15 protein-coding genes and 1 tRNA gene are annotated in these 10,888 nt (G+C 44.4%); 1 reads left to right on the forward strand and 15 read right to left on the reverse strand.

From position 1 onward, the window contains the following. The first annotated feature begins 13 nt into the window (after nt 1–13). Nucleotides 14–445, forward strand: coding sequence for a secondary thiamine-phosphate synthase enzyme YjbQ (locus tag EXT48_RS14895; protein ID WP_130164924.1), 432 nt, complete (start codon nt 14–16; stop codon nt 443–445). A gap of 4 nt (nt 446–449) precedes the next feature. Here the strand turns inward: EXT48_RS14895 and alr are convergent, their stop codons facing one another. The 15 genes from alr to EXT48_RS14970 form a co-directional block, all read right to left on the reverse strand. Further along, a complete protein-coding gene (alr, locus tag EXT48_RS14900; protein WP_045987983.1) occupies nt 450–1,532 on the reverse strand; it encodes an alanine racemase in 1,083 nt (360 codons plus the stop codon). Nucleotides 1,533–1,551: 19 nt separating this feature from the next. Further along, a complete protein-coding gene (dnaB, locus tag EXT48_RS14905; RefSeq protein WP_039494088.1) occupies nt 1,552–2,931 on the reverse strand; it encodes a replicative DNA helicase in 1,380 nt (459 codons plus the stop codon). A gap of 119 nt (nt 2,932–3,050) precedes the next feature. Further along, complete coding sequence (locus EXT48_RS14910; RefSeq protein WP_130164925.1) at nt 3,051–3,989, reverse strand: DUF4097 family beta strand repeat-containing protein; 939 nt, start codon at nt 3,987–3,989, stop codon at nt 3,051–3,053. A 10-nt stretch (nt 3,990–3,999) separates the two neighbouring features. Further along, nucleotides 4,000–4,479 (reverse strand): hypothetical protein, encoded by a 480-nt coding sequence (locus tag EXT48_RS14915; protein ID WP_130164926.1) that lies wholly within the window; start codon nt 4,477–4,479, stop codon nt 4,000–4,002. Further along, nucleotides 4,472–5,023: an RNA polymerase sigma factor gene (locus tag EXT48_RS14920; RefSeq protein WP_010368802.1), complete on the reverse strand. Its 552-nt coding sequence runs from the start codon at nt 5,021–5,023 to the stop codon at nt 4,472–4,474. Before EXT48_RS14920 ends, EXT48_RS14915 begins: the two co-directional genes overlap by 8 nt. A gap of 205 nt (nt 5,024–5,228) precedes the next feature. Then, nucleotides 5,229–6,971 (reverse strand): polymer-forming cytoskeletal protein, encoded by a 1,743-nt coding sequence (locus EXT48_RS14925; protein WP_130164927.1) that lies wholly within the window; start codon nt 6,969–6,971, stop codon nt 5,229–5,231. A 4-nt stretch (nt 6,972–6,975) separates the two neighbouring features. Further along, nucleotides 6,976–7,464 carry a PilW family protein gene (locus EXT48_RS14930; protein WP_010607094.1) on the reverse strand — a complete coding sequence of 163 codons (489 nt, stop codon included), beginning with the start codon at nt 7,462–7,464 and terminating at the stop codon, nt 6,976–6,978. Continuing rightward, a complete protein-coding gene (locus tag EXT48_RS14935) occupies nt 7,461–7,883 on the reverse strand; it encodes a prepilin-type N-terminal cleavage/methylation domain-containing protein (protein ID WP_130164928.1) in 423 nt (140 codons plus the stop codon). The genes EXT48_RS14930 and EXT48_RS14935 overlap by 4 nt, the downstream gene beginning before the upstream one ends. Further along, on the reverse strand, nt 7,874–8,332 hold the full coding sequence (locus EXT48_RS14940; protein ID WP_130164929.1) for a GspH/FimT family pseudopilin: 459 nt from the start codon (nt 8,330–8,332) through the stop codon (nt 7,874–7,876). Before EXT48_RS14940 ends, EXT48_RS14935 begins: the two co-directional genes overlap by 10 nt. After that, entirely contained in the window at nt 8,316–8,729 is a 414-nt protein-coding gene (locus tag EXT48_RS14945) for a type IV pilin protein (RefSeq protein ID WP_130164930.1), read from the reverse strand. The genes EXT48_RS14940 and EXT48_RS14945 overlap by 17 nt, the downstream gene beginning before the upstream one ends. Before the next feature lie 436 nt (nt 8,730–9,165). Further along, on the reverse strand, nt 9,166–9,618 hold the full coding sequence (gene rplI / locus EXT48_RS14950; RefSeq protein ID WP_010368808.1) for a 50S ribosomal protein L9: 453 nt from the start codon (nt 9,616–9,618) through the stop codon (nt 9,166–9,168). 35 nt (nt 9,619–9,653) lie between these two features. Continuing rightward, on the reverse strand, nt 9,654–9,881 hold the full coding sequence (rpsR, locus tag EXT48_RS14955; RefSeq protein ID WP_002962753.1) for a 30S ribosomal protein S18: 228 nt from the start codon (nt 9,879–9,881) through the stop codon (nt 9,654–9,656). Between the two features lie 11 nt (nt 9,882–9,892). Then, the gene (gene priB / locus EXT48_RS14960; protein ID WP_010368809.1) at nt 9,893–10,222 is read right to left on the reverse strand and encodes a primosomal replication protein N; all 330 of its coding nucleotides are present in this window, start codon (nt 10,220–10,222) and stop codon (nt 9,893–9,895) included. Between the two features lie 38 nt (nt 10,223–10,260). Further along, nucleotides 10,261–10,602, reverse strand: coding sequence for a 30S ribosomal protein S6 (rpsF, locus tag EXT48_RS14965; RefSeq protein ID WP_010368810.1), 342 nt, complete (start codon nt 10,600–10,602; stop codon nt 10,261–10,263). A 206-nt stretch (nt 10,603–10,808) separates the two neighbouring features. Then, nucleotides 10,809–10,884, reverse strand: a tRNA-Gly gene (locus EXT48_RS14970). Nucleotides 10,885–10,888 lie beyond the last annotated feature (4 nt).

Below are 10,888 nucleotides of genomic sequence, written 5' to 3' on the forward strand. Positions count from 1 at the left end.
TACACGTTACTTTATGAGTTGGACTCAAAAACAAATTACCTTGAAGCCTCGAAAACGAGGCTTTCACTTGGTAGACGACGAGATTATCTCGCAGCTTCCTGAACTACATGACTATCGTATAGGGCTGCTGCACCTGTTTATACAACACACCTCCGCCAGCTTAACAATTAACGAAAATGCCGACCCAACGGTACGCATGGATATGGAAAGCCACTTTAATCATTTTGTACCACAGAGGCAAAGCTACTACCGACATGACTATGAGGGCGATGACGATATGCCAGCACATATCAAATCCAGCACCTTAGGATGTGAAGTAACCATTCCCATTTCTGAGGGCCGCCTGCGTTTAGGTACTTGGCAAGGTATTTATCTCGGTGAGCATCGTGACCGTGGTGGTGCAAGACGCGTTATCGCAACGCTTCAAGGTGACAGAAAAGGCTAAGCGCTTAGCCTTCGATGTATTCGTAGCTTACTCTTGGGGTAACGTTACACAGCAGCTCATATGGAATAGTATCTGCACATTGTGCTATCTCTTCTACGGGCAGGTTTGGTCCCCACATTTCTACTTCATCACCAACTTGAATGCCATTAGGGTTATCACCAATATTCACACTGATCATATCCATAGACACGGTGCCGACAATGCCGTAACGCTGGTTACCAATAACCACAGGTGTGCCAATTTTAGCGTGTCTGGGGTAACCGTCTCCATAGCCAACACCAATAACGGCAAGATAGGTGTCCTGTTCACATTGCCAACGTCCGCCATATCCCACCGCTTGATGCGCTCTCACCCGCTTGATGGCAATAACTTTAGTGGTCAAGCGCATGACTGGCTTTAAACCGTGTTGCTGGCCAACACGCGCAAGCATAGGTGAAACGCCATAAAGCATTAGGCCCGGACGGATCCAGTCGCCATGAGATTCTGGCCAACCTATGATCCCCGCGGAGTTTGCCAAACACAATGGTGCGTGACTTTGGCCAACTAACGACTTAAATAGTACTTGCTGTACTTCGGTTTTATTGTCTTTGATATCATCGGCACAAGCAAAGTGTGTCATTAAGTGGATTTTATCAGCAACATTTTTTGAGCGCTTAAGGCGGGCATAGAATGCTTCAAACTCTTCAGGCTCAACGCCGAGACGATGCATACCGGTATCTACTTTTAGCCACACAGTAAGCGGTGCATCTAAATTAGCACGCTCAATCGCTTCAAGCTGAGAAATGTCATGCACTATAGTTTGCAGATTATTGGCAAGTAGAATGGGTAAATCAGAAGGGTGAAAAAAACCTTCTAACAAGACAATTGGTTTAGTGATGCCACCTGTTCTAAGCGCGAGCGCTTCATCAACTCTCGCCACAGCGAATGCATCCGCATCTTGCAAATGCTGAGCTATTTTAACCAAACCATGACCATAAGCATTGGCCTTAAGTACCGCCATAATCTTACTTTTTGGCGCCAGTTTTTGCGTTAGCTGTAGGTTTTCTCTCAGCGCGGTTAAATCGATTTCAGCACTCGCTAGTCGCATTTCACTACTCAATTGACAGTTAATATTCGTCGTCCATTGCTGGACCCGCATAGTTATCGAATCGAGAGTATTGACCTTGGAAGGTTAACCTAACCTTACCGATCGGACCGTTACGTTGCTTACCTATGATGATTTCGGCCGTGCCTTTGTCTGGGCTATCGTCGTTGTAAACTTCATCACGATAAATAAACATGATTAAGTCGGCATCCTGCTCGATAGAGCCTGATTCACGTAAGTCGGAGTTTACTGGGCGTTTATCTGCACGTTGTTCTAGCGTACGGTTAAGCTGAGAAAGCGCGATAACTGGACACTGCAGCTCTTTGGCTAGCGCCTTTAATGAGCGAGAAATTTCAGCAATTTCAAGCGTACGGTTGTCCGAAAGGCTCGGTACGCGCATGAGCTGCAAGTAGTCCACCATGATCATGCTGATCCCACCATGATCGCGTGCAATTCGTCTCGCGCGTGAACGCACATCCGTTGGCGTAAGACCAGATGCATCATCTATGTACATCTTGCCCTTTTCCATCAGTAAGCCCATGGTGGATGACAAACGTGCCCAATCGTCATCATCTAATTGACCAGTACGTACCTTGGTTTGGTTGATACGGCCGAGTGAGGCGAGCATCCTCATCATGATCTGTTCTGAGGGCATCTCTAGCGAGTAGATCAGTACCGGCTTATCTTGCGTCATCGCGGCATGCTCAGCCAAGTTCATCGCAAATGTGGTTTTACCCATCGACGGACGCGCTGCAACAATGATCAAGTCAGAAGGCTGTAGTCCTGCTGTCATCTTGTCTAAGTCGCCGTAGCCTGTACTTACCCCAGTAACACCATCTTGTGGAGATTGGTAAAGTTCTTCAATTTTATCAACGGTTTTCTCTAGGATGCTGTGAATACTTTGCGGACCTTCAGTGCTTTTAGTGCGCTGCTCAGCAATCTTAAATACCTTGCTCTCAGCCAAATCTAACAGCTCATGGCTATCTCGTCCCTCAGGATTAAAGCCTGCCTCTGCTATTTCATTCGCCACACCAATCATTTCGCGAACAACCGCACGCTCACGTACGATACTCGCGTATGCATCAATATTTGCAGCACTTGGCGTGTTTTTAGCAATCTCAGCAAGATAGGAGAAACCGCCTATGATTTCTAACTGGTTGTTCTTTTCTAGATTCTCAGAAATCGTGATTAAGTCGATAGGTTGACTAAGCTCTACCAGCTTTTCCATTGCTTCAAAAATCAGCTTATGGGTTCTGGTATAAAAGTCATGAGACACCACCAATTCCGCAACACGGTCGAAGGCTTCATTATCTAGCATCAAGCCACCGAGCACAGATTGCTCAGCTTCAATTGAGTGCGGTGGAACTTTTAAGGTATCGACTTGTATATCTGGTTTAGCCATATCACAACATTGAGAAATTGAAGGCCCTCTATTGTATCTGGTCTACCCATAAGTGCAAATAACAAAAGGCCAGAGTTTGGGGGAAACTCTGGCCTTTTGTTATTTGATGAAAGCGCGTATTAGTTACGCTTTAGCTCAATATTGCCGCTAACGGTATCGATTTCTACATCTGCATTACCACCGTTAAGCACAAACTCAAGTGAACGAGCTGGGCCATATTTGGCTTTTTTAACTTGATCTGAACTTAGCTCATTGGTGATATGGCCGCCTGAATGCGCGTTGATTTCAAACCTTGCTGATACATCCGTAGGGAAATAAAGCTCAATATCGCCACTAACGCTGTCCATATTTATATTGGCGTTGTCCAGTAACTTTGCTGCATATACTGCTATTTCGCCGTTAACGGTGGATAAGCGTAAGTCTTTTAACTCTGCCATCTTCAACTCGACTTCGCCATTGACGTTTTCTAAGCGCAGCTCGGTTGCAGTGGTTTGCGTTTTAATTTCGCCATTAACCGCGTTAAATCTTAGCTTACCGCTCGAAGCGATATCCTCAATGTCCCCATTGACGGTTTCAAACTGAATATTGCCATCTAAGTCACGACTATCAATATCACCATTTACCGTTTCTAGTGCAATTTTACCGCTGATTTTACTCGCTTTAATATTGCCGTTGACCGTTTTGATACGGGCGCCCGCAGTTAAATCAGCAGCTTCAACGTCAACTACCACTCCTTCAAAATTTAATTCGCTGCTACGAGGCATGTAAATAGTGAGTTTAGAGCCATCACCACCGCCCCAACTTTTATAGCGTCTTGGCATCTTCACGATAAACTCGGTTACCTCACCAGAGGTTTCTAGTTTATAGCCCTCGGCTTTATCGTCTAACTCGCCAGTCACTTTAAAAACGTCTTTATCCCATGTTTTTATCGTTACGTCACCGCGCTGATTCTCGATGACAACTTTACCATTTGCAGGAACAGACAGTTCTTTATCGATAGATTCTCCAGCGAACACCATCGCAGGTAGCGCCGCTAGTCCAATAATTAATGCTTTCATCCTAATTCTCCTAAATTTGTTGCCAACGAGGTTGGTGAACCTTATTGATTAAGTCGAGTTGCTGCTGATAAATCTGAGCTAACATTTTTAACAGCGCAGCATTCTCAGGATCTTGCTTTAAAGACAACTTAATCGCTTGTTCCGCCTGCTCGAGCTCTTGCAATTGTGTCTGCCAATCAGAAGTCAGCGCTGGCTGCGTTTCATATTGAACCAGTAAAGACTGCTTTTGCTGCTCAAAAAAAGCGCTAATATTAGCCAGTGAATCTTGCTTAGGCTGATTCATAATGACTTGCCAAGCAAGTAAGCCCGCAATAGTACACGCCGCAATACCAGATAACTTTTGCCAATTATTTTGCTTTGGCGGCTGCATCGGTTGTGCTTGATTGATTGCACGCTCAACGCCTTGCCACAAGTCACGTTGTGGCTTTGGCTGCGACTGTTCGTCATTCAGTGCGGTATGCATAAATTCATCAAAAGATGGTTTAGTCATTGTTGTACCACTCCTGTAATAAGTTACGTGCTCGGTGATATTGCGATTTACTCGACCCTACGGCCATGTTTAACATATTGGCAATTTCCTCGTGGCGATACCCTTCGACAGCATGTAATACGAAGACCAACCTGGCACGTTCCGGCAATCTGACAATGAGTTTATCAAGGCCATTTAGCTCTCCTAGCTGCTCAGCTCCTTGCTCATCCAGTCCGGATTGTTCAAAGCTTACGACCTTTTGTAACCAGTTTTTTTGCTTTCTAAGATAGCTAATAGCAATATTACTGGTCACACTATGAAGCCAAGTCGTAAATTGTGATTGCCCTTTAAATTGGTCTATCTTTTGCCACAGTTGCACAAAAACTTCCTGACATGCATCTTCTGCATGGGCGGGCTCAGCGAGCAATCTAAGACATAATGCATATACGCGACGGTGATGTTGCTCAAATAGTTCGCGAAATGCACCTTGGTCCCCTTGCTGGCACCTAGCCACTAGCGCATCGGTTTGTTCTTGTGTAAATGCCTCTTTGGCATTAATTATCATGCGTCTGTTCCTTTGGGTTGATTCCTTCATCTTCGCATATCGAATGAAACAAACAAAGTCACCAACGCTCAATTGCCAATTTCTACTTTTTATAAAGTACTTATTTAGACGCAGGCGAAATCGGAAATGGTTTAAAAGAGTTGAAAAAAATTTTACTTTTTTATTTAGCAGCAAAAAGTGGAGCCTGACGCTCCACTAAGGAAAGTTACTCAGCGCTTTTAGCTTCACTCTCATCGGCAATTTGGTAGGGTTTATAGTGCCAGCCCTTAAAGACCAATGTCGGCTTTTGTCCCGGAGGCTGTACGCCAATACCTGCATTTTTTAATGCTTGATCAAAGTGGATCCCTGTACCACCGGTACCAGTAATCGATGCCCCTCGAACTGTGCCGTACAATTGCCCACTGCCATTCAACAGAATAGAAGTTAACGGTGAATAAATGGCAGCATATAGTGACGATGCGCCGCTAAATACAAAACCATTAGGACCATCAAATGAAGAATACACACTAAATACCGGCAGTTTGCTCTTCTTGGTTAAGCCTTCTTGCTCAGCAATAACCTTAGCACTTGCGCCAATAGAAACTTTGCCAGTGGTGAACACGGTCAGAGAACTTTCTTTTTCTATCCAGATATGGGTATCGCCAGTTAATGTGAGGTCACCATCAATCAACCAAATCACATCGCCACCTGAGATCTTGATTTTGCCATCCGATCCTAACTTCAACCCTTTAAATGGAAATGCGAGCTGCGTTTTTTCTGTCGCTGTGCCGAGATTCTGATCTACCCCTTGGAACAAATAAATGGTGTGCTCTTTTGCAACATACACACTCGAGCCATTACGTTCATACACTGCCTGTTTTGGTTTAAAGTGTAAGATTTGTTGCGCGCCTACATTTAGAGGAGTGAATCGATTACGAGGATCGATAATGCTATCCATATTAAAAGGCAACGCCAAAGGATCACACTCTTTATTAGGCTTTGCAGGGTCATAGTCGGGAGAATCTGGATCGTACACTTTTACCGGCTCAACCACTAAGTCAGCGACTCTAAATTTAGCATCGGAGTAATGCACACCATCTTGAACTTGCAAGCCAGTATCTTTGAATTGACCACTGCCAGTATATTGAATATCGAACGCATCGCCACTTTGGTTTATGATCTCAGCGCCCCACTCCATTTTCGCGTCACCCATGGCACGCACATAACCTTGGACCTTGCCGCCTCTATGCGTAAAAAAGCCGCGGCTGTAGACATTACCTTCCACTCTAATACCGCTTGATGACGGCGAAATATCTACCCCTGTATTTGACCTAACGTCACCCAAAATCGGTGAAGAACCTTTTAAGTAAATCACACCAGATGCTTCAACATCGCCTTTAATCGGAGAGTGGCCTGATAGCACCACATCTGCATCGCCTACCACAGTGTGTACATCACCATCATGGCTTTTTGTTTCTTCGTAAGTGCCTTTCGATGAGTCGTAGCTATCGACAGAGCCACTACCAGATAGATTCACCCCTTTACAGCCAGTCACCGCATTTTGGAATATGGACTCTTTCGCCGCTGGCTGTAACTCAAAGCGCGCAACTAGCCGATGGTTCGCGTGCTCACCATGACGTTGACCTAAGCTTTCGATTTCAAACTCATTGCCATTGGCATTAACCGAGATCTGATATTGCGAATCAGGAACTGCACCGCTACCCGTTTTGTTTATACCATTTATCAGCGCATTGACGTCTTGCGGATTGCCACTTAACGCCGCATCCAGCTTTTGACGATATTCTCTGATCCCTTGTTCAGCCACTAATCTTGCATTAATGTCTTTTTGGAAGTTACCACTTAATCTTTCTTGTACAACACCTTCCTTGAGGGAAGCGAATACCACAACGCTAGCCATGCCGCCGAGCAGCATCACTTTAACCAGTGTAAAACCTTGTTGTTGTTTCATTGTATTAGCTACCTAATCCAGCGTAAAAATTCATCTGTATGCCTGCACCGTATTGTGTCGGAAAACTACTACCCTGTATTGTGACTGTAATTAACTGACCACTGGCATCGGTTGCAAATGTGAGTCCAGTTACCCCCTTCAAAAGATTGATATCACCCGTGCCGCGATCGCACACTAAATACCCATCTTGTAAAAAATAGCGCTCAGTGTAGTCAACCATGGGGACACTGCCATCACAAGCGGGGACCCCTGCCAATTGGCGGATCGTAATATCGGTCGCCGTCACAGTAGGGACTTCCTGAGTTTGCTTGATGCTGCGCATCATCACTCGATTGGTATAGCGAACAATCTCTTGCGATGTTGCAAGCTGCTGGCTTGTCGTCACCGTTTCTTTTATCGACGTGTACGACGTTGCAATCCCCATAACCAATACCAACCCCACAACCATAGCAACCATGAGTTCCAGTAAGGTATACCCATTTATCTGTTTCATGAGCCCCCTCCTGCCGGCGGAGAACAAGTATCCGCAACCTCTGGGTAACTGGTAGTTAAAGAAATTTGGTTTTCAGCAGGGTTTTTTACTCGCTTATCTTCCCAGTTCACCGTAAGCTGCATGTTATTGCTATAGGTCGCAGGCAACACTAACGTAAAGCGACTATCCGCAGGATGCAGCTGTTGAATAAGTGGATTGGCGAGCGTCATATCATTGTTGTTATGTTGCAATTCACATAACAACGGCCATATTCTCTCAATTGCGTTTTGACCATGAATTAACGCCATTGTGTATTGAAAGCTATTGGAGGCAAACTGTAATGACTTAAGCTGCGTCGCAGCCAAACCAAGCAACATTAACCCAGCCACCAACATCGACACCACGACCTCAATGAGAGAAAACCCCTTACTTAACTGCAATTTTGTTCCGCCTCAGCTAACCAACTTTGACCGCTAACCAGCACACATAAACGATAATCCTGGGTATCGGTAATGTTGTCGGTGATCAATATATTGTTTGTCTCCAGCACTTCGCCACTTTCACGTACAACTTGGTCAGCAAGAGCAACTTCTATCGAGCTATGTTTAATGGAAAACCGCCCCACTTCGGTCAATTGGCCATTTTCATTGGTTTTCACAACCCAGTCGCTGTCCTCTACGACCAGTGACACCTGCTGCTCACGTCGAACCGCTTCACTACGGGCCAAGCGATATACCGCCTGCAGTTGATTAGCATGCGTCGTGAGTCGGTCTTGCTGAATTTGTTTTATAAAACTGGGCGCTGCTACAGAAGCCAATATTGCAAGTATTGCCATGGCAATAAGCAGCTCAAGCAAGGTAAATCCTAAATTTCTATTGCCAGCAATCATTGTTCTTCGGTCCCTGTTCACCAAGATGATTGATACTTAGTGCACCACACTTATCAGTCGCCTGTGCTTTTCCTGCTATTGGCGTGGCTGTAAATTGGTATCCCAAGTTACGGTATTGCCCAACTGCGCCATTTGGTTTATCAGTGGGAATATATTTAAACGTGTAAAATTTAGATTCCGGCAGATCTGTAAGTAAACTCGCATCAGGGTAGCCACTATTACGGCTATATATGCGCTCAATCACACCTGCCATTTCCAACATTTGCTGTTGTGCTTGCGAACGACGTCCATCCTGAACGTATTCCACATATGACGGATATGCCACGCTGGCTGTGATCGCCACTATTGCAACCGCAATTAATAGCTCCGTAAGCGTAAAACCTTTATTTACAGACATTTAATTATTCCACCACTAAATTGATAGCGCTGTCATTTTATTCCACTTTATGACAGACAAAAAACAAAGAAAAGGATTAACCTATAATATGTAAACATAACATGGAGCGAAAGTTTCTAAAAAGGAAACTTATTACACCACATTACAGCAGTATTGCCTGTTGATATAAGACAAACTTTGAGCGAGAGGATCATCCATGTCACACCTTAAATTGGTATGAATAAGATTATTATTATGATTTTCTTCGAGGGGTTACTTAATTCAGCCTAAGATTTGGATGCCAACAAAGCCAATATTTTTAATATTCAATGCATTCAGCATTCAGAATATCTGTTAGCTAGGTTTTTACTGCCCGAAATTCGAGCTCATTAAGGTAAATTAAGTGAATAAAAAGCCGTGTATAAAAATACACGGCTTTTTTAAGCTCAATTAAAAATTAAGCTTCAGCAATTACGATTACTTTGATCGTAGCTGTAACGTCAGAGTGTACTTGGATAGCTACGTCGAACTCGCCAGTCTCACGGATAGTACCAAGAGGTAGACGAACTTCTGACTTAGAAACCTCAACACCTACTGCAGAGATAGCATCAGCAATATCGCGAGTACCGATAGAACCGAATAGCTTACCTTCGTCACCCGCTTTAGAAACTAGAGTTACTTCAGCTAGTGCTTCTAGTTTTTCAGCGCGTGCCTGTGCAGCAACTAGCTCTTCAGCGATTTTCGCTTCAAGCTCAGCGCGACGTGCTTCGAAAGTTTCAATGTTAGATTTAGTTGCAGGAACTGCTTTACCCTTAGGGAATAAGAAGTTACGTGCGAAGCCAGATTTAACATTAACCTGATCACCTAGGCTACCTAGGTTTGCAATTTTGTCTAGTAGAATAACTTGCATGTCTCTACACCTTTTAAAAACTAGTAATCAGCTGCTTACTTGTGTAAGTCAGTGTATGGAAGAAGGGCTAGGTAGCGAGCACGCTTGATAGCAGTTGCTAGCTGACGCTGGTATTTAGCGCTAGTACCTGTGATACGGCTAGGTACGATTTTGCCACTTTCTGTTACGTAGTTTCTAAGAGTAGCCAGATCTTTGTAATCAATTTGTTGTACGCCTTCCGCTTTAAAACGGCAGAACTTACGACGTCTGAAATAACGTGCCATGAGTAATTTCCTCAATTAATTCTTTCAATATGTTGTGCGTGCAATACCAGCTGACTCAAGCCATTTCGGCTCTCGTGGCGATTTATAAAACCGCGAACTTGTAATGCTTGCCCAACGTATAAATGCTCAGTTTGGTTTCGGAACTGTTCTCCACTGGCAACCACTTGAATACGCACGTAGGCATTTCGAGTAAGGTCAGCCTCTAATTGCATTGATTTGTGCTCAAGTACAAATATGCAATGTGGGATCCCAGCTGGGCTTTGACTAAATTTAGGTGTTTTACAAATCACGCCCGAAAGCAGATATTGATTGGTATACAGGTCAACCTGATTACTCACCATTACCTCGAAAGGTTAGTCAAATCCGAAATCAACAACGATTAAGCAGAAGCTGCTTCTTTTTTCTCTTCTTTTGCAAGAGGAGACGCTTCAGTTACCGCGTTTTTAGTACGCATAACTAGGTTACGAAGCACTGCATCGTTGTAGCGGAAAGAAGTTTCAAGCTCGTTGATTACTTCAGTTGGTGCTTCAACGTTCAATAGAACATAGTGTGCTTTGTGAAGCTTTTCGATTGGGTAAGCCAGTTGACGACGACCCCAGTCTTCTAGACGGTGAATAGTACCGCCAGCTTCAGTGATAGCACCAGTATAACGCTCGATCATACCAGGTACTTGCTCACTTTGGTCTGGGTGAACCATGAATACGATTTCGTAATGACGCATGGATATTCCTTACGGTTAGTATAGCCTTGTCCCGTTTCGGCCAGTCGGGGTAAGGCAAGGAACGATAATAGTAAGGCCGAAAGAGCGCGTATTTTACGCGTAGCATTAAAATTAAGCAATCAGTTTGTTATGAAAAATTGGTGGAATAAGACTATATCTGCAAGGTTTTTTTAGAGTGATTGAAAAACAAGGATATTTAGGAGAGTTGGAGCGGCACACGAGGTTCGAACTCGTGACCTCGACCTTGGCAAGGTCGCGCTCTACCAGCTGAGCTAGTGCCGCATTC

Origin of the sequence: Pseudoalteromonas sp. CO348 (assembly GCF_004208845.1) — a bacterium.
Classification (GTDB): Bacteria; Pseudomonadota; Gammaproteobacteria; order Enterobacterales; family Alteromonadaceae; genus Pseudoalteromonas; species Pseudoalteromonas maricaloris.

Excerpts from the sequence above, each read along its gene's own strand:
- priB (WP_010368809.1), bottom strand. The coding sequence starts at position 10,222 with ATGGTGAGTAATCAGGTTGACCTGTATACCAATCAATATCTGCTTTCG.
- EXT48_RS14910 (WP_130164925.1), bottom strand. The coding sequence starts at position 3,989 with ATGAAAGCATTAATTATTGGACTAGCGGCGCTACCTGCGATGGTGTTC.
- dnaB (WP_039494088.1), bottom strand. The coding sequence starts at position 2,931 with ATGGCTAAACCAGATATACAAGTCGATACCTTAAAAGTTCCACCGCAC.
- EXT48_RS14925 (WP_130164927.1), bottom strand. The coding sequence starts at position 6,971 with ATGAAACAACAACAAGGTTTTACACTGGTTAAAGTGATGCTGCTCGGC.
- rpsF (WP_010368810.1), bottom strand. The coding sequence starts at position 10,602 with ATGCGTCATTACGAAATCGTATTCATGGTTCACCCAGACCAAAGTGAG.
- EXT48_RS14915 (WP_130164926.1), bottom strand. The coding sequence starts at position 4,479 with ATGACTAAACCATCTTTTGATGAATTTATGCATACCGCACTGAATGAC.
- EXT48_RS14930 (WP_010607094.1), bottom strand. The coding sequence starts at position 7,464 with ATGAAACAGATAAATGGGTATACCTTACTGGAACTCATGGTTGCTATG.
- EXT48_RS14940 (WP_130164929.1), bottom strand. The coding sequence starts at position 8,332 with ATGATTGCTGGCAATAGAAATTTAGGATTTACCTTGCTTGAGCTGCTT.
- alr (WP_045987983.1), bottom strand. The coding sequence starts at position 1,532 with ATGCGACTAGCGAGTGCTGAAATCGATTTAACCGCGCTGAGAGAAAAC.
- EXT48_RS14945 (WP_130164930.1), bottom strand. The coding sequence starts at position 8,729 with ATGTCTGTAAATAAAGGTTTTACGCTTACGGAGCTATTAATTGCGGTT.
- rpsR (WP_002962753.1), bottom strand. The coding sequence starts at position 9,881 with ATGGCACGTTATTTCAGACGTCGTAAGTTCTGCCGTTTTAAAGCGGAA.
- EXT48_RS14920 (WP_010368802.1), bottom strand. The coding sequence starts at position 5,023 with ATGATAATTAATGCCAAAGAGGCATTTACACAAGAACAAACCGATGCG.
- rplI (WP_010368808.1), bottom strand. The coding sequence starts at position 9,618 with ATGCAAGTTATTCTACTAGACAAAATTGCAAACCTAGGTAGCCTAGGT.
- EXT48_RS14895 (WP_130164924.1), top strand. The coding sequence starts at position 14 with ATGAGTTGGACTCAAAAACAAATTACCTTGAAGCCTCGAAAACGAGGC.